Below are 23,235 nucleotides of genomic sequence, written 5' to 3'. Positions count from 1 at the left end.
CGCACGCCGTCAGACCTGGGAGAGCGCGCCCGTCGCGACCACCGGTCCGGTCGGCAGGCCGGTTGGCGAACCGCCGATCGGCTCGAGCGACACGGCCAGCGTGGCGCCCGCCGCCAGGCGCGCGCGATTGGCCTGGTTGACCGCGAAGCGCGTCGCGCCGGCCGATCGCAACAGGCCCAGCGAATGCGGCACCCCGTCGCCGCCGATCACCCACAGCTCGGCACTGCGGTTCGCATCGGCCAGCGCCGCCGGCGTCAGGCGCAGCGCGCCCGAGGACGGATCATACACCGCCGTGACGGGCGTGCCCTTCTCGGTCGGGGCGATCGAGGCGACGAGCATCGACGGCGCGGTCGCGGCGATCGTCTCGGTCGGGGCCGCGCTCGGCTGGGCCGGGCGCGGCGCGCGCTCGATCGGGCGCAGCACGATGAACAGCAGCAGCACGGCCGCCGCCACGCTGGAAAGGCCCGCGGCCGCCGGCCAGAAGAAACGGCGCTGCGGCGGGGTCGGCACGGTCATCGCGGCCGGGCCGTCGATCGTCCACTCGACCCGCTCGAGCACGCCGGCGGGCGCGGTCATTTCCGGCCAGACGTCGAACAACTCCCCCAGATCCTGCCGCCACCGCTCGACCTGCTGCGCGAAGCCCGGCTCGGCCAGCACGCGGCGCAGCGCGACCGCGCGGTCCTCGCCGTCGAGGATGCCGATCGCCAGCTCCGCCGCCGCGACATCGGGCATGTCGTCTTCGGGCACGCCTGGGGTGCGATCGTCGCTCATCGCTCCAGGCACTCCCGCAGCCTGGCGAGGCCGCGCCTGACCCAGCTCTTCATCGTGCCGAGCGGCACCGATTCACGCTCGGCCAGTTCGGCATAGGTGACACCGTCGAAAAAGGCGGTGCGGATCGCGCCGCGCTGGCGATCGTCCAGCGTGTCCAGGCAACCATGCAGCCGGTGCGCCTCCTCGTCGGCGACCATCGTCTCGCTGGCGAGCGGCGCGTCGTCGGGGATCGGCGGCGCGTCCTCGATCGGGGTCGACCGGCGCACGCCCTGCGCCCGGCGCCAGTCGATCGCGCGGTTCCGCGCGATCGTGGCAAGCCAGGTGATCGGGCTGGCCCGGTGCGGCTCATAGGCGCCCGCCCGCTTCCAGATCGTCAGGTACACGTCGTGCAACACATCTTCCGCCGCCTGCCTTTCGCCGCAGATACGATGGCAGATGCCGAAAAGCTTCGCCGAGGTGAGGGAATAAAGGTCGCGAAAGGCGGCGCGATCCTCATGGCCCGTGCGCACCAGTGCCTCGACCAGTTTCAGCCGCGCGTCGCTTGATGGCTGCACAGCGGCTTGGGGCGAATCCGTCACGGTGGCGACGCTAGCCTGTGCCGGGGCCATGCGGCAATCCCGCCCGCCGATATCCGGTCGTTATTTCCCGGCCGTGACGCCCGCGATATAACAGGCTGTTGAAAAAGATGATTCGGACCGACCTCAATCGTCATCCCCGCGCAGGCGGGGATCCATAGCTCATTGCGTTTCAGTGCGATACCAGAGCGCCAAGCTTATGGATTCCCGCCTGCGCGGGAATGACGAAGGTTTTCTCAACAGCCTGATAAAGCATCCGCAAGCGGGTGGCGTTCGCCGCGCGCTTTGCGTAAAGGCCCCCGCATCCGCTTCCGCCGATACCGTTTACGCCGATACCGTTTATAAGGAGCGCGCCGTTCATGCGCATCGCCATAGCATCCGATCACGCCGCCTTCGCCCTGAAGGAGCTGCTGGTCGCATGGCTTGGGGAACAGGGGCATGAGGTCGCCGATCTCGGCCCCCATTCGGACGCGCGGGTCGATTATCCCGATTATGGCTATGCGCTGGCCGGGCATGTCGCGGGCGGCAAGGCCGATCGCGGCATTGCGCTGTGCGGCTCGGGCATCGGCATCTCCATCGCGGTCAACCGCCATCCCGACGCCCGCTGCGCGCTGGTCGGCGAGCCGCTGTCGGCGGCGCTGTGCCGCGAGCATAACGACGCCAACATCCTCGCCATGGGTGCCCGCCTGACGGGTGAGGACATGGCCAGGGCCTGCGTCACCGCTTTCCTGACCACCGAATTCGCCGGTGGCCGTCACTCCCCGCGCGTCGAGATGCTCGGCGCCCCCAGCTTCGCGAAGGAACCCGCATGAGCACGAATCCCCGCAGCCTGCACGACGTCCAGCCCGACGGCTTCTTCACCCGCGGCCTTGCCGACGCCGATCCGGCGGTGTTCGGCGGCGTGCAGCATGAGCTGACGCGCGAGCAGACCCAGATCGAGCTGATCGCCAGCGAGAACATCGTCTCCAAGGCGGTGCTCCAGGCCCAGGGCTCGGTCTTCACCAACAAATATGCCGAGGGCTATCCCGGCAAGCGCTATTACCAGGGCTGCGCGCCGTCGGACGAAGTCGAGACCCTCGCGATCGAGCGCGCCAAGAAGCTGTTCAACTGCGGCTTCGCCAACGTTCAGCCGCATTCGGGCGCGCAGGCGAACGGCGCGGTGATGCTCGCGCTGGTCAAGCCGGGCGAGACGATCATGGGCCTCAGCCTCGATGCCGGCGGCCATCTCACCCACGGCGCCAAGGCCGCCATGTCGGGCAAATGGTTCAACGCGGTCGCCTACGGCGTCGATCCGGTCACGCACCTGATCGATTTCGACCAGGTCGCCAGCCTTGCGCGCGAGCACAAGCCGAAGCTGATCATCGCCGGCGGCTCGGCCTATCCGCGCCAGATCGATTTCGCGAAGTTCCGCGCCATCGCTGACGAGGTCGGGGCGATCTTCATGGTCGACATGGCGCATTTCGCGGGCATCGTGGCGGGCGGCCTTCACCCGTCGCCGCTCGAGCACGCCCATGTCGTGACCACCACCACGCACAAGACGCTGCGTGGTCCGCGCGGCGGCATGGTGCTGACCAATGACGAGGCCATCGCCAAGAAGATCAACTCGGCGGTGTTCCCGGGGCTCCAGGGCGGCCCGCTGATGCACGTCATCGCCGCCAAGGCTGTAGCCTTCGGCGAGGCCCTCCAGCCCGATTATAAGAGCTACATCGCCGCGGTGGTCGAGAACGCCAAGATCCTCGCCGCGACCCTCAAGGAGCGCGGCGCGGAAGTCGTCTCGGGCGGCACCGACACGCATCTCGCGCTGATCGACCTCACCCCGCTCGGCGTGACCGGCAAGGACGCCGACGAGGCGCTGGAGCGCGCGGGCATCACCTGCAACAAGAACGGCATCCCCAACGATCCGCTGCCGCCGACCAAGACCAGCGGCATCCGCGTGGGTTCGCCCGCCGGCACCACGCGCGGCTTCGGCCCCGCCGAGTTCCGCGAGATCGGCAACATGGTCGCCGACGTGCTCGATGGCCTGCGCAAGAATGGCGAGCAGGGCGACGCCCAGGTCGAGGCCGCCGTGCGCGAGCGCGTGCTGGCGCTGTGCGCGCGCTTCCCGATCTACCCGGAAGGCGTGTGATGTGAGGTGCCCGTTCTGCGGCCATGAAGACAGCCAGGTAAAAGACAGCCGCCCGACCGAGGACGGCGCCGCGATCCGCCGGCGCCGCCAGTGCGAGGGCTGCGCGGCGCGGTTCACCACCTTCGAGCGCATCCAGCTGCGCGAGCTCTATGTGATCAAGAGCGAGGACAAGCGCGAGCCGTTCGACCGCGAGAAATTGCTCCGCTCGGTCTCGATCGCGGCGCGCAAGCGCCCGATCGACGCGCTGCGCCTCGAAAAGCTCGTCTCCGGCATCCAGCGCCAGCTCGAGACCCAGGGCGAGAACGAGATCCCCTCCAAGCGCATCGGGGAGATGGTGATGGACGCGCTCAAGGGCATGGACTCGGTCGCGTACATCCGCTTCGCCAGCGTCTATAAGGATTTCCGCGAAGCCAAGGACTTCGAGGAGTTTGCTGGCAATGTGAACGAGGTCGCCAAGGGGTGACCGCGACCATGGCCCCGTATCCGGCCCCGCCCCCCATTATCGTCCTGGTCCGCCCCCAGCTCGGCGAGAATATCGGCAAGGCCGCCCGCGCCATGCTCAATTTCGGCCTGACCGAAATGCGCCTCGTCACCCCCCGCGACGGCTGGCCCAACCCCTCCGCCGGCCCCGCCGCCTCGGGCGCCGACGTGGTGCTCGAACGGGCCCAGGTCTTCGCCAGCGTCGCCGAGGCGGTGGCCGATTGCCCCACCGTCTATGCGACCACGGTCCGCAAGCGCGGCGTGACCAAGCCCGTCGTCACGCCCGACGATGCCGCCACCGCGATCCACGCCTCGGCCGGCCGCACCGCGATCCTGTTCGGCCCGGAACGCTCGGGGCTGGAAACCGACGACGTCGCCCTGGCCCGCACCATCATCACCGTGCCGATCAACGCCGAATTCGGCTCGCTCAATCTCGCCCAGGCGGTGATCCTCGTCGCCTATGAATGGTCGAAACGCATCGCCCTCGCCTCCCCGCCCGAGACCGACCTGCCGCTTCCCGCGCCGCAGGAAGAACTCGAGGGCATGATCCTTCAGCTCGATGCGATGCTCGAGGATGCGAACTTCTTCTTCCCGCCCGACCGGACCCCCGTCACGCGGCGGACGCTCCGCACCCTGCTGACCAAGCCCGGCTGGTCGAGCCAGGAAGTGCGCACCCTGCGCGGTGTCCTGTCGGCACTGGCGGGCGCCAAGCGGCCAAAGACCCTGCCCAGGCGCTAGCCCGTACCACCGATTGCCATTATGCCGGGCGCCTTCACCAGCGAGAGCCCGACACCCATAGATGGCCGCCCTCATTCCGCCCAGCGCGGATACGCCTTATCTGACTATCCGGGCCACCGGCGAGAAGACCCCGCTCGACGTACCGGCGGAAACGATCGTCGACGCCTATAAACGGCATGGCGCACTGCTGCTGCGCGGCTTCGCGACGGACCTCGACACGTTCGGCCATTTCACCGCACAATTCTGCTCAGGCTCGGTCTTCAACGAAAGCCGCAGCCGGCAATTGCTCGACGATTCGCGCAATATCCAGTCGGTCAGCCTCGGAACCGTGGCGTTCCCGCTCCACCCGGAACTATCGCGCGAACCTTGGAAGCCCGATGTCTGCTTCTTCGCCTGCCTCAACCCGCCGCGCCGGCTCGGCGCGACGACCCTCTGCGACGGCAGCGCGATCGTCGAGCGGCTTCCCGCCGCGCTCCGCGAGGAGATGGCGGCACGCCGGCTGCGCTATACCCGGCGCGCGAAACCCGAGCAGTTGCGGCTGTGGTTCGACACGACCGGGCCCTCCGACCGGCAGCTTGCCGCCCCCCCAGCCTATTGCCCATTCACCTTCGAACGACTGGGCGAGGATGTGCTGTACAGCTTCGACCGCCCCTTCTTCCACCTTCCCATGTTCACAGACCGGCCCGCCTTCGGCAATTTCCTGCTGTTCGCGCGCTACGGCATCGACCGCTGGGATTTCCCGCTGCTCGACGACGACACCCTCGTCCCGTCGGCATGGACCGATATCATCAGGGATATCGGTGACGATCTCAGCGCTGCTGTGGTGTGGCGACGCGGCGACATCCTGATGCTGGACAATACCCGGTTCCTGCACGGCCGAACCGAAGTAGCGAAAGGCGACGGACGGCTCATCGCCTCCTATTTCGGCTATCTCAACTTCGCCCTGCCCGATCCGGAGGGGCCACCGGACCCGCCATGGCGGCAGGGCAGGTTCTGGCCGCCGCGTCCGTCGTCGCTGGTCTAACCGCCCCGACGGTCGAACGCCTTCATCTCATAAGCGATAGAAATCTCGACCAACCTGTCCCACAGATCGGCGATTTCGGCACCCGGCAGGCCCCCCGCTTCGGCCGCTGCGCGGGCGTTCGCGATCACCTGTGCCTTGCGCGCTTCATCGCGCACCGCGCCACGCTCGGTCTTGATGCGCGCGGCCGCATCCATATAGGCGAAGCGGCGCGCAAGAAGCGCGATCAGCTCGCGATCGACCTGATCAACGCCAGCGCGCACCTCGATCATGGTAGAACAGTCGGCACCAGCCAGAGTCGTTTCAGTCATGCGGCCTGATAGCGCCGCTGGAACAACTGTCCAGCATCGGTAATGCGACAGCGGAAACGACCGATCCGGGACAGTGTTTTATCATTTAATCGTCATTTTATAGTCTCTTGCGGGGCCCGCGAGCTGAAGCTACTTCTGCTCGCCATGCCGCGTTACGACGCGGGCGACTCGTTCAGAATCCAGAGGAAAAGCTTCATCATGCGTTCTTTTGCAACCGTGGCGCTCACGTGCCTCATCTTCTCGTCAGTTCCCGCCATCGCCAAGGACGACAAGCCAGCCGACCCCGACAAGAAGATCTGCCGCCGCACCGAGGCTACCGGATCGATCATCGGCGGCAAACGCCAGTGCCACACCAGGGCCGAATGGAAGAACATCGACGACGCCAATAGCGAGGCAGCGCAGCGATTCTCCGATCGGCGTTCCAGCGCCGGGCACTGAAAACCTCACCCGCATACCCTGCATCGGCGACGTTCCTAAAGACGAGGGGCGTCGCAACGGCGTGCGGTGGAATGGTCGCCCATAATGTGCCGGGACCTGATTTACCGTCACTTTATCAGCTCTTGCGACCATCTTCACACGACGATAGGTCTTCGGTCTGCGCCGCCTTGCGGCAATTATTATGTCGTTTTTCGACTCCGGGGAAAATCATGCGTACCTTTGCCGCCTTGACACTCACCTGCTTCATGCTCTCGTCGGTTCCGGCCTTCGCCAAGGATGAAAAGCCGGTCGACCCCGACAAGAAAATCTGCCGCCGGGCAGCATCGACCGGGTCGAGGATGTCTAAGCCCGAATGCCACACGAAGGCGGAATGGGCCGCAATCGACGAGAATAATCGCAAGGCGTCGCAATGGTACGCCGACCGGCGCGGAGGCAATGCAGCCACAGACCGCCAATAGCAGGTTGACCGCGGCGTCTCTTTCTGCAAGAGGCCGCCCCTTCGCAAAAGGCCCCGCACTCCGGTGAAGCGGTGGCCCTGCCCGATTCTCTCGAGAATGGCAGAGCGATGACCGGATATTGATCGCCCCTTCCGGGTCGGTCTCGTTGTTGGCACTTGCAAGGAATATAATATGTCGAAGCGCTCCAGCGCCAAGTATAAGCTCGATCGCCGCATGGGCGAGAACATCTGGGGCCGTCCGAAGTCCCCGGTGAACAAGCGCGAATACGGTCCAGGCCAGCATGGCCAGCGCCGCAAGGGCAAGGTTTCCGACTTCGGTATCCAGCTCCGCGCCAAGCAGAAGCTCAAGGGCTATTATGGCGACGTGACCGAGAAGCAGTTCCGGGCATGCTACCATGAAGCAGCTCGCATGAAGGGCGACACCGGCCAGAACCTGATCGGCCTGCTCGAGCAGCGTCTGGACATGATCGTGTACCGCGCCAAGTTCGCACCGACCGTGTTCGCTGCGCGCCAGCTCGTTTCGCATGGTCACATCAAGGTCAACGGCGTGAAGTGCAACATCGCGTCGCGCCGCGTCTTCCCGGGCATGGAAATCACGCTGGGTTCCAAGGCGCAGGAAATGGCGCTGGTGATGGAGGCGCAGAGCCTCGCCGAGCGTGACATCCCCGACTATGTCGCTCCGGACGGCAGCGCGAAGGTGACCTTCACCCGCGTGCCGACCCTGGACGAAGTGCCCTATCCGGTGAAGATGGAACCGAACCTGGTCGTCGAGTTCTACTCGCGCTGATCCCTCGGTCTTCGACCCAGCGAACAAAGGGCGGTCCCGCAAGGGGCCGCCCTTTTTCATTGGGTCAGAACTTCATCGACGTCCGCAGGAAGCTGTCCATTTTCTCGAGCATCCGGATGCGGGCGGCGCTGTCGTCGAGATAATGGTCGAGATTCTGGAACTCGACCAGTTCCACCTGCTTGCCCGCCTCTTTCATCCGCGCCGCCATCATGCGCGACTCGCCGACGCGGACGTTCCGGTCGCCGTCGCCGTGGAACATCAGCACCGGGGCGCGGATTTGCTCGACATTCTGGGCAGGCGATCCTTCCCGCACATGCGCGCCCCTGCCGATGAAGGCATCGACGCGGCTATAGCTGCTGAAATTCTCGGATTCCTTGCGAAGCGCTTCCAGATCGGTCACCGGCGCGACGGCGATGACCGCCTTGAACAAGGTCGGCTCCACCACCGCAGATTGCAGTGCTGCATAGCCGCCATAGGACCAACCGACGATGCCGAGCTTTTTAGGATCGGCGATTCCCTGCTTCACCAGCCAACGTCCACCGTCGTCGACATCGCCGATCGCGATCTTCCAGGATTTGAATCCGTTTTGCTGAAACCAGGCCGAACCGTAGCCGGTCGATCCGCGAAAATTCGGCTGGAGCACGGCGTATCCGCGATTGGCGAAATATTGCGCCAGCCAATCGAAACCCCATTCGTCGCGCGCGCCGGGGCCGCCGTGCGGCATGACGATCGCCGGCAGATTCTTCCCGTCGCTGCCGGGCGGCAAGGTCAGATAGCCTGGAATCTGCGTTCCGTCGCCGGCGGGGAAGGTGACCGGCTTCACCGTAGCCAGGGTCGTTTTGGCGAGTTGAGGGCGCTTCGGGAGGATCTCGGCCAGCTGACGGGTCTTTTTGTCGAAGAGATAATAGCGCCCCGGATCGACATCGCTGCCAGCGAAAAGGAGCAGCTTGCTTTCATCAGCGCTCGCATCGACGACGTCGACGAGCGGAAGCCCCGGCAAGGCCTTGGACAATGATGCCGATAGCTTCTTGAGTTCCGGATCGAAGAATTCCACCTGACGCCGCTCGGTCGCATAGCTCGCGCCGACGACCCGCTGCTGGCGGCCGATCCTGATCAGGCTGTCGACATCCGTGTCCGGCCGCGCAAGCACCAGCTCCCGTTTCAGGGTACCATCAAGGGCAATCGAGAAGAGCGCGGTATGCCCCTCATGCACGTCGAAGCCGTAGGCCACGTTGCGATCATGATCGACCGCATGGGGGTCGAATCCCTCGTCCAGCCCAGCCGTGTCGGTCACCGCGCTAAGCGGTAACCATTCCCGGCTACCCTGCTTGCGATACAGATAATTGATCGTCGCCTTGTCGTAGCCGCCTGGCGTCGTTCGCCGCATACCCATGATGCGCACCGCACCATGGCCATCGGAGATATATTCCTCCGCATCTATCCGGGGCGTTTCCATGACGCCGCGCCTCAGGCTTTTGGTATCCACGCGGTCGACGCCGAACCCCTCGCGGCTGTTGGCAAGTCTGGTCCCGGTCGTCATTTCCGGAATATAGCTGCGCGTCATAAGCACACTGCCATCGGCGTCGTCGCTCAACCAGTCGATAATCCGGCCCCCACCTGTCGTGAAGCCAAGCGCGTTCGACGAATCCCTTGCGCTGACCACTTTGAGATTCTTGCCGTCGGCATCGAGCCCGACCACCCGAGTAAAGCCCAACGGGCCGTACTCGGCGCTGGGCACGATCATATATATGGTGCAGACGATTCTTACATTGGTCGACCAGCGACACTCCTTCAGCCGGTCGGGTTCGCCAGACGAACTCAAAACGGTTTTGGGCTGACCGTCCGCCATGTTGACCACGTAGAGCGAGGCGCTCCGCGCGCCGGTGGGCTGAATATAGGCGATGCTGTTGCCGTCCGGCGACAGGCTGATCTGCTCGACACTCTCCCGTACGCCGAACTTGGTGGCTGCCTCATTCGCTGCGGGCGCTGGCTGCGGAGCAGCCTGCGGCGCCATGGCCGCCCCCATCAGCGCTGCCATCGTCCAGAAAGTCATGAATTCCACCCCCGAGATTCAATATGTTACTTGTCACATACTGCCGCCCATAGTCGCGGCAACCGGGCAATCTCATCCATTTCGGTTCTATCTGCCGGCCGCTTGCGCCTGTCCCGGCGCACTGCCAGAACGCGGCTCGATCAGAAAATCCGGAGGAGCCATGATGCGCGCCCTTTTCCTGTTGTCCGCCACTGTCGTCCTTACCGCAGCGGCACCCGATTCACCCGAAATCCCGCTCCAGACCCTGAAGGACGTGACCAAGACCCTGTCGTCTGACGAATTCGAAGGCCGCGCGCCCGCGACCCCGGCAGAGGACAAGACCACTGCCTATATCGTCGAGCGCTTCAAGGCGGCCGGCCTGAAGCCCGGCAATAATGGCAGCTGGTTCCAGGACGTGCCGCTGGTGGAGATCACCGGGGAGAATGTCTCGCCGCTGACCTTCACCGGGGGAAAGACGCCGGTCAGCCTCGCCTATCGCACCGACATGGTCATCGCGACCTATCAGGTCGTACCGAAGGTCGAGATCAAGGACAGCGACGTCGTGTTCGTCGGATACGGCATCAACGCACCGGAGCGGGGCTGGAACGACTATGCCGGCCTCGATGTGAAGGGAAAGACCGTCATCATCCTGATCAACGATCCCGACTGGCAGACCATGACGCTGGACGGTGCTTTCGGCGGCCGGGCAATGACCTATTATGGCCGCTGGACTTACAAATATGAGGAAGCCGCCCGGCAGGGCGCAGCGGCGGCGATCATCGTCCACGATACCGAGCCGGCCGCCTATGGCTGGGGCGTTGTACAGTCGAGCTGGACAGGCCCGCAGCTCCAGCAGGACACGCCCGGCGACCATATGGACCAGTCCAAGGCAATCGGCTGGATGCAGAAGCCCGCCGCCGAGGCACTTTTCGCCAGCGCCGGCAAGGATTTCGACGCGCTCGTCGCCGCCGCGAAGGTCAAGGGCTTCAAGGCAGTGCCGCTGGGCGTGAAGGCAAACGCCAACTGGACCACGACGATCCGCCGCCAGGCATCGAAGAACGTGATCGGCATCCTGCCCGGTACGGAGCGCCCGGACGAGGTCGTGCTCTATTCGGCACATTGGGATCATCTCGGCCGCTGCGACGCGATCAAGGGCGACGACATCTGCAACGGCGCAGTCGACAATGCCTCGGGCGTTGCCGCCCTGGTTGCCATGGCCGAGGCCAACAAGAAGGCTGGCCCGGCGAAGCGCTCGCAGGTGTTCCTCGCCGTCACCGCCGAGGAATCCGGCCTGCTCGGCTCCAAATTCTATGCCGAAAACCCGGTCTATCCATTGGGCAAGACGGTCGGCGGGGTGAACATGGACGCACTGAAGATCTATCCGGAAGCGAAGGACTTCGTGATCACCGGTGCGGGCAAGTCCGAGTTGGAGGACATGGTCAAGCCGATGGTCGCGGCACAGGGGCGGCACATCGCACCCGAGCCGTCGCCCGAGCGCGGTTATTATTACCGGTCCGACCATTTCAGCTTCGCCAAGCTGGGCGTGCCGATGCTCGACGGCAGCGCAGGCGAGGACCTGATGGTCGGCGGTCCGGCCGCCGGCAAGGCAGCCGCGGACGATTACAACACCAATCGCTATCACAAGCCGCAGGACGAATATGACCCCGCCTGGAACTGGGGCGCCGCGCTACAGGACGTGAAGCTCTATTACACCATGGGCCGCTCTCTTGCAGACGGCGATACATGGCCTAATTGGTACCCGACCGCCGAGTTCCGCGCGGTCCGTGACAAGAGTCGCGCGGAGGCCAAGTAACATGAACCCGATTACCCCACCCGCCGAATGGGCGCCGCACAAGGCCGTCTGGATCGGCTTCCCCAGCCATCCGGAGCTGTGGGAGGACGATCTCGAACCGGCCCGCGAGGAGGTCGCGGCCTTTGCGCGTGCCGTCCATGCCGAGGGCAAGGGCGAGCGCGTGCTGCTCGTCGCCGCCGATGAAGAAGCGGCCAGGGCGGCCAGGGCGCTGGCCGGCGATGCCGCGCAGGTCGTGGTCGAGCCGTTCGGCGACATATGGCTACGCGATACCGCCGCGATCGTCACCGGCGACGGCCATGCCCGCGACTTCCGGTTCAACGGCTGGGGCGGGAAATACGACCTGCCCGGCGATGAGGATGTCGGCCTGCGCCTAGCCGAGCGGCGGCACATCACGACCGAGACCTGCGACTGGATCCTCGAGGGCGGCGCCATCGACGGCGATGGCACCGGCCTAGTCGTCACGACCGAGCAATGCCTGCTCAACCCCAATCGCAACCCGCGCCTGTCGCGTGCCGATATCGAGGCACGGCTGGCGCAGGACCTTGGCTATAGCGAGGTGATCTGGCTCGGGGACGGGCTGATGCACGATCACACCGACGGCCATGTCGACAATCTCGCGCGCTTCGTGGGGCCGGGCAAGCTCGTCATCCCCGAGCCCGACGACAATGACCCCAACTGGTTGGTCTATCAGAACGCGGCGCGTGACGCCGCGCGCCATGATGTCGAGATCGTCCGCATCCCCTCGCCCGGCCGGGTGCTGCGCGACGAGGAGGTCATCCCGGCGAGCTATATGAACTTCTATATCGGCAACGCCGCCGTGGTCGTGCCGCAATATGGCGCGGCGAATGACGCGGCGGCGGTCGAGGCGATCCAGGCGCTGTTCCCGGACCGGCAAGTCGTCGGGCTGCACGCCGATGCGATCCTGACCGGCGGCGGCAGCTTCCACTGCATCAGCCAGCAGATTCCGGCCTGACGTTTTCCCGCCAAAGCCGCTAAGGGCTCTCGCATGACCGAAATCACCGTTGCCGCGCTTCAGCTCGCCTTTTCGAGCGATATCGACGCGAACATCGCCCATGTCTCCGAACTGGTCCGCGAGGCAGCGTCGAAGGGCGCGCAAGTGATCCTGCCCCCAGAGCTGTTCGAGGGCGAATATTTCTGCCGGGTCGAGGATGAGGGCCTGTTCGGCAACGCCAAGCCGGTCGGCGAGCACAAGGCGGTGCTGGCGATGCAACGCCTTGCCGCCGAGCTGGGCGTGACCATCCCGACCAGCTTCTTCGAGGCGGATGGGCCGCATCATTATAACAGCCTGGCGATGATCGGGCCCGATGGCGGCCTGATGGGCGTCTATCGCAAGAGCCACATTCCGGACGGCCCGGGATATGAGGAAAAATTCTATTTCCGCCCGGGCAATACCGGCTTCAAGGTCTGGCCCGGCCCGTCCGCCACGCTCGGCGTCGGGGTGTGCTGGGACCAATGGTATCCCGAGACGGCGCGCGCGATGATGCTGATGGGGGCAGAGGTGCTGTTCTACCCGACCGCGATCGGCAGCGAGCCACACGACGCCGATCTCGATACCAGTCGGCTATGGCGCCGCGCGATGGTGGGCCATGCCGTGTCGAACGTCGTGCCGGTGGTCGCCGCCAACCGAATCGGCACCGAGCATGGCCAACATTTCTATGGCCACAGCTTCATCACCGACGAACGCGGCGACCTGATCGCCGAGTTCGGTGCGGAGGAGACGGGCGTGCTGGTCGCGACGCTCGACCTCGACCGGATCAAGCGCCACCGTGCCGCCTTTGGGTTTTTCCGCGATCGCCGGCCCGAGCTTTACGGACGGCTCACCCAGGATATCTAGCGCCGCGGCGAGCCTAYGTCCTCGCGGATCACCACTGGCTGCGCGCAGCCATCGACAGTGCGCAGTACGCCGAGGATCTGTATGGCGGGCGGCTCCACCGTCAGCTTGTGGGCGCCGTGCTGCATCTTGCCCAACCCGGTGCGCTGAACGCTGACATTCTGGCAGACCGGCTTGACCGCAGTCGTATCGGGCTTTTCCGGTGCGGGTGCGACTGCGATCGCCGCCAGGCCGAGCAGTGCAAGGATAACCATACCGACTCTCCCATCATGAGCAGCCGGGCATTCCGGCACCGAAAATCGAAACAGTCGACGGCACCGTTTCGGCTGAGTTCAGACTGCGGCGCGCAATCCGGCCCGATGCAGAAGACCACGCACATCCTGAACGCCGCGTCGAACCTTCTCGGCATCACCCTGCTCATCATCGCGGGGCTCCACATCACCAACCAGGCGCAGAAATCGATCGCCGACGAAGTCGCCTGGCTCAGCGCCGTCTGCTTCAGCATCAGTTGCGGCCTGTCCTATCTGTCGATCCGCTCGCCACTCGAACTCGATCGCTGGGAGGGCTGGGCCGACCGCACCTTCCTGATCGGTATCGTCACGCTGGTGATGTCGGTATTGGTGCTGGCGCTCTAGATTGGGATCCAACATGGGCTCCTGCCCGGTCATGCCCGTGTCCACCGGTCGAGATGAGCCGAAGCTCCTTGATACGCGGAACCGCTGCCCCGGGGACAAGTCCGGAGATCAAGATATTTTCGGCTTCAATTCAAGCGCCCGCGCAAACACCGCATCGAACATGTCCTCCGTCAGCCGGCCGGTATTCTGATTGTAGCGCGAGCAGTGATAGCTATCGATCAGGATACGCCCGTCGGGCACGCGGTGCTCGGCAAGATGCGCGAAGCGGCATTTGGGCAGCTTGCCGCCCAGCATCTTCACCGCCGACTGGTGGGCGATCTGCCCCAGGGCAACGAAAATTCGTGCCTTGGGCAATGCATCTACCTGGCTCGCCAGGAAATGCCGGCACGTCCGGATCTCCTCCGGCATAGGCTTGTTCTGCGGGGGCAGGCACTTGACCGCGTTGAGGATCATCGCCCCGTTCAGCCTGAGCGAATCGTCTGCCGTCCCTTCATAGTCGCCGCTCGCCAGCCCATATTTGCCGAGCGCCTGGAACAGCAGCGCGCCCGATCCGTCGCCGGTGAAGGGCCGCCCGGTCCGGTTCGCGCCCTGCTTGCCCGGCGCGAGGCCGATGATCACCAGCCATGCATCGGGATCGCCCCAGGCGGGTACGGGTGCGTTCCACCAGTCGGGCTGCTCGGCGCGCACGGTGTCACGATGGGCGGCAAGCCGTGGGCAGAGCGGGCAATCGCGCGGCGGCTCGGTATCGGGGATCGGGCTTGGGACAAACATCATGCCGCGCTAGTGCACGTCCCGGTGCCAGTAACAAGATATGCCATTGCGATCGGATCGAACCGCCCGGGACGCCACGGCCTGCCCGAGGCTGAAGTGCGCGCGGCGATCGCCGCGCTCGAACCCGTCGTCGCGGCGTCGCGCCTTTTCCAGACGCCGCCGCTCGGCCCGTCGTCACGCCGGTTCGCCAATGCGGTGCTGATCCTCGATTCGGCCGAATCGCCCCGCGCACTGCTCGTTCGGCTCAAGGGCGTGGAGCGCGATTTCGGTCGCCGCGCCGGTCGCCGTTGGGGGGCGCGCGTGATCGATCTCGACATCATCCTGTGGTCGGGCGGCGTTTGGTCCGATTCGGTGCTGACCGTGCCGCATCCGGCCTTTCGCCATCGCCGTTTCGTGCTCGATCCACTGGCGAGCCTGATCCCGGACTGGCGCGATCCGGCCACCGGTCTGACGGTTCGCCAGTTGACGGCACGCGCACATGCGGTTGACCGGCGCCCGCGTCGCTCGTAACGCGCGTCCCTGGTCGGGGCCCGTAGCTCAGTTGGTAGAGCAACGGACTTTTAATCTGTAGGTCTCGGGTTCGAATCCCGACGGGCCCACCAGCACAACGCGGCGGAAACCCTAAGGTTTCGGTCCTGCGCGTCCGTTGGAAGTCAGCCATTCCGACACGGCGCCCCGATAGTATTCCGACAATCACGCCTTGTTCTTTCTTACAGGAGCGAGTCGCTTTTCGCCAGCGATGCGCGCTTTCGTCTCGTTCGCCTTGTTGTATGTCGTGGTCTGTTGCAGCGTCCGGTGGCCGAGACAGGACGGATATCGAAGATTTCCGCGTCGCCGAACTCGGTGGCACCGCCATGCCGAAAGCCGGTCAAGGTCATCCCCTTCGGCAGGCCGGCGGCCTTGTGGATCTTGCGAAACACCCGCTGCGCCTGATCCTCGGTTCAGCGCTTCCCCGTCTCTTCGTTGATGACCATGTGGCCGGCGGCAGGCGTGCAAGCTCTTCCTCGAGCGCCGGATACAGCAGCGTGCCCGGCCGGGTCGGGTCATACGTCCCAGGCTCAATCTCCTCGGCCTTGGCGGCCATCGGCGGCCCACCCCGGCGGGCGTCGTCGCACTTGTCGATTCCGCCGTGGACGAGTTGCACGCGCACGCGCTTCCCCTCCGCCTCCGCCGGGCAATAGCCGGGGTTCGGCTTCACGCCGGGCGGGGCATCGATCGCGGGAAGGGCGCGCGCCGGGTTCATCCCCGCCGCTCAGGTGGCCAAGGTGCGGTCGCCAATGTCCGCCGCCCTGAACTCTCATCACCGCATTACCTCAATCTCTCATAAAACTATTCGAAATGGATAATAATTGGCGCGACGACTGCCAATATTCTATGCTACCCGACGACGCAGATGATGAAATTCCGCGCAAGATTTATAGGGCTTGCGCTGTTTGCACTGCTGTCTGTCGCGCTGTGGGGCCTGCTCGCATTGGCGGTATTTGCCTTCATCTGACATTCGTTTCGAAACGCTCAGTCATCGCATCGATTTGACGAGTGTCGGCGGCTGACCTGGGTACTTTTGACGCTGCGCCGCCGTGAAGGCGGCGCGGCATAGTCGCCGCCCGCGAAGAAATCTTCGTGGCGGCTCGCAGCCTTCAGCATATCTTCGGTGGGCTCGCGCATCACCGCCAGGATTTCGACAGCATCGGTCGCATAGGCCTGCCAGCCGGTCCAGGATTGACCTGCGGCCTAACGCTCGCCCTCCGCCTCGCCCTGCGTTCACCGATTTCTGGGCGGAGGCGTGCAACACGGTCGGGCATCCATGGATGAGCGGTCACATGACCTACTCAGGCATCGTCGTCCGCTTGCGCGGCGTTCAGCTGGTATATCTGACCGCCGAGCGCGCGCCGTGGATCGGTGGCAAACTGAAGGCCGGCGAGGAATATGCGGCCGTCTTCCAGGAGGCCCAGCCGACTGTCACGGTTATCCGCGCCCGCTTCGGCGGCGGCGCGCCAACTCTCCCCGGTAGCGGCGGTCCGCCAGTCGCCCGGCGGGCGCAGAATGCGCGCCGGCAAGATGACTTTACCCAGATCCTGATCCCAGCATGTGGAGCGTGTAAGCGCCCGCCGGCGCCTTAGGCAGGCGATATCTGATTCAAGACGGTAGCCATGCCTCGGTTATAGGCGGCGGTCTCTAGCCGTGCCACCCGCTGCGCTCGATGGAACGTCTCTACGCTCGCTCCATAGAGCGCGCCGCTCGATAGCATCAAAACGGATGATCCTTATCGCCCACGTCGCGCACCTCAGAGCCGGGAACTTACCCATCACTGCGCAAGGTCCGTCGCCGGCAGGCATTGACACGGTTTCCCCCGCCCGGTCCGCAGCGTGATACCTCACCAAACAGACTGGTCCGATTCGGCCCAAGAGAGCGACGATACGCTTTACCCTGGTCTATGCCCCTGTCGGAGAGGGACACAAGATGCAGTCGCGCGGCAGGGCGATCGGGCTTGCCCTGTTCACAGGGGTGAGCGTGATATTGTGGGCGCTCATCGTCTGGGCCGTTAGCACCTTACTGTGATCGGCCGGCCGGGAATCGAGTAGCTAGTAGAACCGCCCGGCGCGTGCCTTCAGGCTGGCGATCAGTCCGGCCAGCGGCTCGGCCGGGTCTTCCTCAGTCCAGTAAGCGCGCACTGGAAACTGCGCGCCATGGGCGTCGACCGGCCGCACCACGATCCCGCCATCCGACAACTCCTCATGATTGTCGCTGATCAGCGCAATGCCGTCTCGCTGTGCGACGCGGTCGAGGATCTTGGCCGGGCCGAGATCGATGATCGTTGTGGTCAGCGCCGGCCCGGCCGGCAGGATACGCTGCGCCAGGAACCGGTGCATGTCGCCGCCGAACTGCTGTTGCGAGGTCAGGAAAATCTCGTCGCGAAGCGCGTCCGGCCTGATCGTCGAGGAGGCGGAGAGGGGATGGTCCGGCGGCATCGCGACCAGCACCCGGTCATGCCACAGGCCTATCGAATGCGTGCCCGGCTCCGGGTTGCCCGGCAGAACCGCAAGGGAGAGATCGCCGCTGCGCAGCGCCGGCAACAGCGCGCCGCGCTGCATTTCATGTACGCCGATATCGACCTCGGGGCGGCTGCGCGAAAAGACCAGCAGCTCGTCGGCCAGCCGGTCGCGACAAATCGAGGCGAAGCACCCCACCGCCAGATTCCGAAGGGATTCCATTCCCTTGCGTGCATTGATGCCGGACCCGGCGGACACACTTTCCATGCGATCAATCCTGCGCGATCCATTGGCGCGGCAACCGCCGCTTGCGACCAATGCGACAAAGCTGCGACGAACATGACACCACCCGCGACCGGGCTGCACACCCACCCTTCTGCAAAGCACCAAAGTGGCGCTATCATGGTGCCAGAGGGGCAGAGCTACCATGCAGGACCGAACGGGCACCGATGCCATTCGCGAACCCGAATCGCCAGCGGCACGGAACGTCGTCACGACACCGAACGTGCTCGCCCAGGTGCGCGACATCGCGGAGCTGCGCGAGAGTGAGGAACAGTTCCGCATGCTGGCGGAGAATCTGCCCGGCCTGTGCTGGGTCGGGGACGAGAATGGCGCGCTGCGCTGGGCCAACAGCCAGTGGCACGAGATGTTCGGCGGCACCAGCGCCGAGCAGGGCGACCCGAGCACCATCTGCCACCCCGATGACCTGCCGCTCGCACTGAAGACCTGGAAGCAATCCTGGGACGCCGGCGAGACGTCGACCATCCTGCTCCGCATGCGCTGCCCCGACGGCACCTATCGCCCGTTCCTGAGCAAGGCGGTGCCGATCCGCGACTCGAGCGGCACGGTCGTGCGCTGGTGCGGCGTGCAGATCGATTTCAGCGAGAAGCAGGCACATGACAGGCGCCAGGCGGTGCTGCGCACCTTCCACGACCAGTCGCGCGACCTGACCAACGCCGATTCGATCCTGACCGGCCTCTCACGCATCCTGGCCGAGCATCTCGGCATCCCGCATATGCTGTATGGCGGGACCGAGAATGGCGATCCGAAGACGCTCAGGGTCTTCCACGCCATGGGCGGCGTACCGCAGGACAGCGCGGCCAACCGTTTCGGCCTCGACGAGGCCTTTGCCAGCCTGGCTCAGCGCCAGGACTGGCAGGCGAGCCAGGCGGTCGAGGACAATCGCCTCTTCGGCCGAAGCCCCGACGATCCGGTGCAGCGTGCCGCTGACCTGATGGGCGTGCGGTCGAGCATCAACGTGCCGATCGTCAAGGAAGGCAGACCGGTCGCGATGCTGTCGGTGCTCGACACCACGCCGCGCCTGTGGACCCGAGACGAGATCGAATTGTGCGAGGAGCTGGCCGAGCGGGTCTGGGCCTCCCTGTCCCGCGCGCGGGCGGAAGCGGCGTTGCAGGAACGCGAGCGCAACCAGGCGTTCCTGCTTGCCTGGAGCGATCGGGTACGCGGCCAGGCCTCACCCGACGCGATCATGGACACGACGCTCGAAAGCCTCGGCCAGCATCTCGGCGTTACCCGCGCCACCTTCTCCGAAAGCGACGACACCGGGCGCATCTTCCACGTCCTCGGCGAGTGGCGCCGGGACGTGGTCAGCATCGCGGGAAGCAGCTTCTCGCTCGACGAGGTGGGCGATACGGTCGGGCAGGAATGGATCGCCGGCGCGATCGTCAGATATGATGATGTCGCGGCCGATCCGCGCGTCGAACAGAACCGCGTGCCCGCCTATCTCGCCACCGACATCAGGGCGTTCGTCAGCATCCCGCTGATCGAGAACGCCAAGGTCCGATCCGCCCTGTCGGTGCAGAGCAGCACGCCGCGGCGCTGGCGCAACGGCGAGATCCAGCTGCTGCGCGACGTGGCGGAGCGTGTCTGGGTGATGCTCGAACGCGCCCGCGCCGAAGCCGAATTGCTCGAACGCGAGCAGCACCAGGCTTTCCTGATCGACTGGAGCGACAGGGTTCGCGGCGTGGCGTCGCCCGAGGCCATCGTCGCGATCACGCTGGAATGGCTGGGCAAGCATCTTGGTGCGACGCGCACCACCTATGCCGAATGCGACATCACCGGCCGGATGTTCACCGTCACCGGCGAATGGCGCGACGGTGTTCCCAGCATCCGCGGCAACAGCTTCCTGCTCGAAAATGTCGGCGCGGCGGTCGACCGCGAATGGACCGCCGGCGAGATCATCCGGTACGAGGATGTCGCGACCGACCCGCGGCTCGAACCGGCCACGGTCGAGCGCTATCAGGGGGCGGACATCCGCGCCTTCGTCAGCGTTCCGCTGGTCCAGGGCGGGCAGATGCGTTCCGCCCTCTCGGTTCAGCACAAGGAGGTTCGGCGCTGGCGGGAGAGCGAGGTCCAGCTGATGCGCGACATCACCGAGCGGACCTGGGTCGCGCTCGAACGCGCCCATGCGCAGGCGGCGCTTCAGGAACGCGAGCGCAACCAGGCCTTCCTGCTCGCCTGGAACGACCGGATCCGCCAGCAGACCAGCGCGCGCGACATCCTCGCGGAGACGCTGGCGGCGCTTGGCCAGCATCTCGGCGCAATGCGCACCAATTTCGCCGAAACGGACGATGACGGCACGACGCTCTGCGTCCTGCAGGAATGGACGACCGGCCTGCCGAGCATCGTCAACCAACGTTACCCCTCGTCGGCACTCGGCAGGAAGCTGGCGGCGGCGCACATGAGCGGCCAGCCGGTGCGGGTCGACGATGTCGCGCATGATCCGCGTTTCGACGAGGAGAATCTGCCCCTGTTCCAGTCGCTCGGCATCGCTGCGGTGCTGACTCTGCCGATGATGCGCGCCGGCCAGATCGTCGCGGTGCTCTCGGTACAACAGGACGTGCCGCGCCACTGGACCGACAGCGAGGCGGATCTGGTCCGCGACCTCGCCGACCGCACCCTCGCCGTGCTCGAGCGCGCCCATAGCGAGGAGCGGCTCGCCGAAAGCGAGGCGCAGCTGTCCGCCTTTCTGGAAAACGCACCGGTCGCGATGCATCTCAAGAACGGGGACGGGCGCTACGTCCGGGTCAATCCGGAATTCGCCAAGGCGCTCGACCGCTCACCCGACGATCTGCATGGCGCGCATCCCGACGAGATCTATCCGCCGGCCATCGCCGCCGAGCTGGCCCGGCTCGAAACGCTCGGCCAGGACGGCCAGGTCGCCAGCGCCGAGATCGCGCTGGAGGGGATGGGCGGCGACCGTCACGTCCTGTCGATGGTCTTCCCGATCACCGGCGCCGGCGTCGCACGGACCGGCGGCTTCACGCTCGACCTGACCGAGCGCAAGCGCGCCGAGGCGGCGCTCGCCCGCTCGCGCGAGGCGCTGTACCAGACCGAGAAGCTGTCGGCGCTCGGCTCGCTGCTCGCCGGCGTCAGCCATGAGCTCAACAACCCGCTGTCGATCGTCGTTGCGCAGGCAGTGATGATGGAGCGCCAGTCGCGCGGCGGCGAGCTGGCCGAGCGTGCGCAGAAAATCCGCCGCGCCGCCGATCGCTGCGCCCGGATCGTCCAGACCTTCCTCGCCATGGCGCGCCAGAAACGGCCCGAGCGCGAGCCGGTCGATCTCAACGCGGTCGCCAACGCGGCCTATGACCTGGCGGAATATGGCCTGCGCAACGACGGCATCGCGGCGATGCGCGACTTCGCCCCCGCATTGCCCAACATCTCGGCTGATTCGGACCAGCTCCACCAGATCATCATCAACCTGATCGTCAACGCGCAGCAGGCGCTGGTCGAGGCGGGGACGCCCGACCGCGCGCTGACCGTGCGCACCACGATCGGCGACGAGCCCGGTACCGTCATCCTCGAAGTCGCCGACAATGGCCCCGGCATTCCGGAAGAGGCCCGGCGGCGGATCTTCGAGCCTTTCTTCACCACCAAGCCGCAGGGTCAGGGCACCGGCGTCGGCCTGTCCTTCTCGCAGGGCCTGGCCGAGGCGCATGGCGGCCGGCTGGAACTGATGCCGGTCGCACGTGGGGCCTGTTTCCGCCTGACCCTGCCGATCGACGTCGGCCTGACGCTACCGGCGGTCGCCGAAGAACCGGCGCCCGAAACCCAGGCGGCGGCGCGGAAAGCACTGGTCGTGGACGACGAGCTGGAGATCGCCGAATCGCTCGCCGATTTCCTGTCGATCGAAGGTTTCGTCTGCGATATCGCAGTCGGCGGCGGCGCGGCGCAGGAAAGGCTGGAGCGCGGCCATTATGACCTGATCATCAGCGACCTGCGCATGCCCGGCATCGACGGCCTGCAGCTCCATGCCTGGATCGCGGCGCAGCGGCCCGACCTGCTCGACCGCGTCGCCTTCGCAACCGGCGACACGCTCGGCGTCGCCGCCGCGCGCTTCCTCGACGACGTAAAACGCCCTGTCCTCGAAAAACCCTTCATGCCCGATGCGGTGCACCGTTTCCTCAAGCAGATGGATCTCGCATGACCACCTCCGCCACGCCGCATATCGTCCCCCACATCGTGGTGGTCGATGACGAGGAAGACCTGCGCGAGCCGGTCGCCGCCTATCTGCGCGAGCAGGGCATGGATGTCGACGAAGCAGCCGGCGGCGCCGATCTCGACATCATCCTGGCGCGCGGCATGCCGACGCTGGTCGTGCTCGACGTGACCATGCCCGACGAGGACGGCTTCAGCATCGCCCGCCGGCTGCGGTCGATGAACCCGACCATCGGCATCGTCATGCTCACCGCGCGACGCGACGTGATCGACCGGGTCGTCGGGCTGGAGCTGGGCGCCGACGATTATATCATGAAGCCGTTCGAGCCGCGCGAGCTGCTCGCCCGGATCCGATCGGTGCTGCGCCGGCTGGCCGCCATGGCCCCGGCCGATGCGCCCGCCGCCGACAACGATGACGAGGCGCCCGCCCCGCACGGCACCTATCAGGAGGAATTCTGGATCCCGACCTCGCGTGGCGAGATCCGCGTGCCGGTCGATACGATCGAATGGATCGAGGCGGCCAAGGATTATGCGCTGCTCCACACGCCGGAACGAAGCCACATGATCCGGATCACCATGGGCGCGCTCGAACAGGGGCTCGATCCGGCGCAAATGATCCGGGTGCATCGCTCGGCCTTTGTCCGCCCGGGATCGGTGCTGCGGATCAGCGCGATCGGGCGGCACATGGTGCTCGAGCTGAAATCCGGCGCGGTGGTCCGCGTCGGCCCGCGCCACTGGGGCGAAGTCCGGCACCGCCTGAAAGCCTGATCTTCCTCAGGCCTGATATACGCCGCGTCGCAACACATTCGTCGCATGGCCGTCGCAGCATGGCTGACGACGCGGACCGGATCAGCCAATAGGATTGCGTACCGCCCAACCAAAGCCCCCCCGGCGATGGCGGTACGTGCGCTCGCCTTTGCCCCTCATTGGCGGCGCCAGCATCGGCCATCCGGACCTCGTGTTCGGGTGGCCGATTTG

At 65.7% G+C, this 23,235-nt stretch carries 25 protein-coding genes and 1 tRNA gene; 17 read left to right on the top strand and 9 right to left on the bottom strand.

Annotated elements, in window-relative coordinates:
* Nucleotides 1-9: 9 nt before the first annotated feature.
* From AC1DT7_RS03140 to AC1DT7_RS03130, 3 genes are all read right to left on the bottom strand, one after another.
* Nucleotides 10-771 carry an anti-sigma factor gene (locus AC1DT7_RS03140; protein ID WP_478034145.1) on the bottom strand — a complete coding sequence of 254 codons (762 nt, stop codon included), beginning with the start codon at nucleotides 769-771 and terminating at the stop codon, nucleotides 10-12.
* Nucleotides 768-1,379, bottom strand: coding sequence for a sigma-70 family RNA polymerase sigma factor (locus tag AC1DT7_RS03135; protein ID WP_478034144.1), 612 nt, complete (start codon nucleotides 1,377-1,379; stop codon nucleotides 768-770). The genes AC1DT7_RS03140 and AC1DT7_RS03135 overlap by 4 nt, the downstream gene beginning before the upstream one ends.
* Nucleotides 1,380-1,518: 139 nt before the next feature.
* Entirely contained in the window at nucleotides 1,519-1,707 is a 189-nt protein-coding gene (locus AC1DT7_RS03130) for a hypothetical protein (RefSeq protein WP_478034143.1), read from the bottom strand.
* On the opposite strand from AC1DT7_RS03130, the gene rpiB reads away from it, so the two are divergent.
* The 5 genes from rpiB (at nucleotide 1,706) to AC1DT7_RS03105 (ending at nucleotide 5,713) form a co-directional block, all read left to right on the top strand.
* Entirely contained in the window at nucleotides 1,706-2,158 is a 453-nt protein-coding gene (gene rpiB, locus AC1DT7_RS03125; protein ID WP_478034142.1) for a ribose 5-phosphate isomerase B, read from the top strand. The two genes, AC1DT7_RS03130 and rpiB, sit on opposite strands and share 2 nt — an antisense overlap.
* Nucleotides 2,155-3,471, top strand: coding sequence for a serine hydroxymethyltransferase (gene glyA, locus AC1DT7_RS03120; protein WP_478034140.1), 1,317 nt, complete (start codon nucleotides 2,155-2,157; stop codon nucleotides 3,469-3,471). The genes rpiB and glyA overlap by 4 nt, the downstream gene beginning before the upstream one ends.
* A 1-nt stretch (nucleotide 3,472) precedes the next feature.
* A complete protein-coding gene (nrdR, locus tag AC1DT7_RS03115; protein ID WP_478034138.1) occupies nucleotides 3,473-3,934 on the top strand; it encodes a transcriptional regulator NrdR in 462 nt (153 codons plus the stop codon).
* An 8-nt stretch (nucleotides 3,935-3,942) separates the two neighbouring features.
* Entirely contained in the window at nucleotides 3,943-4,689 is a 747-nt protein-coding gene (locus AC1DT7_RS03110) for an RNA methyltransferase (RefSeq protein ID WP_478034136.1), read from the top strand.
* A 61-nt stretch (nucleotides 4,690-4,750) separates the two neighbouring features.
* Entirely contained in the window at nucleotides 4,751-5,713 is a 963-nt protein-coding gene (locus AC1DT7_RS03105) for a TauD/TfdA family dioxygenase (protein WP_478034135.1), read from the top strand.
* Here AC1DT7_RS03105 and AC1DT7_RS03100 read toward each other — a convergent pair.
* Complete coding sequence (locus AC1DT7_RS03100) at nucleotides 5,710-6,021, bottom strand: chorismate mutase (RefSeq protein WP_478034134.1); 312 nt, start codon at nucleotides 6,019-6,021, stop codon at nucleotides 5,710-5,712. The two genes, AC1DT7_RS03105 and AC1DT7_RS03100, sit on opposite strands and share 4 nt — an antisense overlap.
* Nucleotides 6,022-6,219: 198 nt before the next feature.
* Between AC1DT7_RS03100 and AC1DT7_RS03095 the strand changes: the two genes are divergently transcribed.
* From AC1DT7_RS03095 to rpsD, 3 genes are all read left to right on the top strand, one after another.
* A complete protein-coding gene (locus tag AC1DT7_RS03095) occupies nucleotides 6,220-6,459 on the top strand; it encodes a hypothetical protein (protein ID WP_478034132.1) in 240 nt (79 codons plus the stop codon).
* A gap of 209 nt (nucleotides 6,460-6,668) precedes the next feature.
* On the top strand, nucleotides 6,669-6,917 hold the full coding sequence (locus AC1DT7_RS03090) for a hypothetical protein (RefSeq protein ID WP_478034131.1): 249 nt from the start codon (nucleotides 6,669-6,671) through the stop codon (nucleotides 6,915-6,917).
* A gap of 171 nt (nucleotides 6,918-7,088) precedes the next feature.
* Nucleotides 7,089-7,703: a 30S ribosomal protein S4 gene (gene rpsD, locus AC1DT7_RS03085; protein WP_272623438.1), complete on the top strand. Its 615-nt coding sequence runs from the start codon at nucleotides 7,089-7,091 to the stop codon at nucleotides 7,701-7,703.
* Nucleotides 7,704-7,767: 64 nt separating this feature from the next.
* Here the strand turns inward: rpsD and AC1DT7_RS03080 are convergent, their stop codons facing one another.
* Nucleotides 7,768-9,756: an alpha/beta hydrolase family protein gene (locus AC1DT7_RS03080; protein WP_478034129.1), complete on the bottom strand. Its 1,989-nt coding sequence runs from the start codon at nucleotides 9,754-9,756 to the stop codon at nucleotides 7,768-7,770.
* A gap of 163 nt (nucleotides 9,757-9,919) precedes the next feature.
* Between AC1DT7_RS03080 and AC1DT7_RS03075 the strand changes: the two genes are divergently transcribed.
* From AC1DT7_RS03075 to aguB, 3 genes are read left to right on the top strand one after another with little or no spacing between them, the layout of a single operon-like run.
* Nucleotides 9,920-11,548 carry a M28 family peptidase gene (locus AC1DT7_RS03075; RefSeq protein ID WP_478034249.1) on the top strand — a complete coding sequence of 543 codons (1,629 nt, stop codon included), beginning with the start codon at nucleotides 9,920-9,922 and terminating at the stop codon, nucleotides 11,546-11,548.
* A gap of 1 nt (nucleotide 11,549) precedes the next feature.
* Entirely contained in the window at nucleotides 11,550-12,521 is a 972-nt protein-coding gene (locus tag AC1DT7_RS03070; protein ID WP_478034128.1) for an agmatine deiminase family protein, read from the top strand.
* Between the two features lie 33 nt (nucleotides 12,522-12,554).
* Nucleotides 12,555-13,403, top strand: a complete 849-nt coding sequence (gene aguB / locus AC1DT7_RS03065) for an N-carbamoylputrescine amidase (RefSeq protein ID WP_478034126.1) — start codon at nucleotides 12,555-12,557, stop codon at nucleotides 13,401-13,403.
* Here aguB and AC1DT7_RS03060 read toward each other — a convergent pair.
* Nucleotides 13,400-13,654, bottom strand: a complete 255-nt coding sequence (locus AC1DT7_RS03060; RefSeq protein WP_478034125.1) for a hypothetical protein — start codon at nucleotides 13,652-13,654, stop codon at nucleotides 13,400-13,402. The genes aguB and AC1DT7_RS03060 overlap by 4 nt on opposite strands.
* A gap of 105 nt (nucleotides 13,655-13,759) precedes the next feature.
* Between AC1DT7_RS03060 and AC1DT7_RS03055 the strand changes: the two genes are divergently transcribed.
* Nucleotides 13,760-14,035: a hypothetical protein gene (locus AC1DT7_RS03055; protein ID WP_478034123.1), complete on the top strand. Its 276-nt coding sequence runs from the start codon at nucleotides 13,760-13,762 to the stop codon at nucleotides 14,033-14,035.
* A gap of 108 nt (nucleotides 14,036-14,143) precedes the next feature.
* Here AC1DT7_RS03055 and AC1DT7_RS03050 read toward each other — a convergent pair whose 3' ends face one another.
* The gene (locus AC1DT7_RS03050) at nucleotides 14,144-14,809 is read right to left on the bottom strand and encodes a uracil-DNA glycosylase (RefSeq protein WP_478034121.1); all 666 of its coding nucleotides are present in this window, start codon (nucleotides 14,807-14,809) and stop codon (nucleotides 14,144-14,146) included.
* 21 nt (nucleotides 14,810-14,830) lie between these two features.
* Here AC1DT7_RS03050 and folK point away from each other — a divergent pair, with 21 nt between their 5' ends.
* Entirely contained in the window at nucleotides 14,831-15,316 is a 486-nt protein-coding gene (folK, locus tag AC1DT7_RS03045; RefSeq protein ID WP_478034120.1) for a 2-amino-4-hydroxy-6-hydroxymethyldihydropteridine diphosphokinase, read from the top strand.
* 16 nt (nucleotides 15,317-15,332) lie between these two features.
* Nucleotides 15,333-15,408 (top strand) — tRNA-Lys (locus AC1DT7_RS03040).
* A gap of 108 nt (nucleotides 15,409-15,516) precedes the next feature.
* Here AC1DT7_RS03040 and AC1DT7_RS03035 read toward each other — a convergent pair.
* A complete protein-coding gene (locus AC1DT7_RS03035; RefSeq protein ID WP_478034119.1) occupies nucleotides 15,517-15,726 on the bottom strand; it encodes a hypothetical protein in 210 nt (69 codons plus the stop codon).
* A 900-nt stretch (nucleotides 15,727-16,626) separates the two neighbouring features.
* On the opposite strand from AC1DT7_RS03035, the gene AC1DT7_RS03030 reads away from it, so the two are divergent.
* Nucleotides 16,627-16,926 (top strand): hypothetical protein, encoded by a 300-nt coding sequence (locus AC1DT7_RS03030; RefSeq protein ID WP_478034117.1) that lies wholly within the window; start codon nucleotides 16,627-16,629, stop codon nucleotides 16,924-16,926.
* Between the two features lie 462 nt (nucleotides 16,927-17,388).
* Here AC1DT7_RS03030 and AC1DT7_RS03025 read toward each other — a convergent pair whose 3' ends face one another.
* The gene (locus AC1DT7_RS03025; RefSeq protein ID WP_478034116.1) at nucleotides 17,389-18,063 is read right to left on the bottom strand and encodes a LysR family substrate-binding domain-containing protein; all 675 of its coding nucleotides are present in this window, start codon (nucleotides 18,061-18,063) and stop codon (nucleotides 17,389-17,391) included.
* Between the two features lie 160 nt (nucleotides 18,064-18,223).
* Between AC1DT7_RS03025 and AC1DT7_RS03020 the strand changes: the two genes are divergently transcribed.
* Both AC1DT7_RS03020 and AC1DT7_RS03015 read left to right on the top strand, forming a co-directional pair.
* Nucleotides 18,224-22,246: a GAF domain-containing protein gene (locus AC1DT7_RS03020; RefSeq protein ID WP_478034114.1), complete on the top strand. Its 4,023-nt coding sequence runs from the start codon at nucleotides 18,224-18,226 to the stop codon at nucleotides 22,244-22,246.
* Nucleotides 22,243-23,025 (top strand): response regulator, encoded by a 783-nt coding sequence (locus AC1DT7_RS03015; protein WP_478034113.1) that lies wholly within the window; start codon nucleotides 22,243-22,245, stop codon nucleotides 23,023-23,025. The genes AC1DT7_RS03020 and AC1DT7_RS03015 overlap by 4 nt, the downstream gene beginning before the upstream one ends.
* Nucleotides 23,026-23,235 lie beyond the last annotated feature (210 nt).

The sequence above is a fragment of the Sphingomonas sp. P3_C6 genome, from assembly GCF_056402595.1.
The sequence above is the reverse complement of the archived record's forward strand: the minus strand, read 5'-3'. Positions and strand labels throughout refer to the sequence as shown.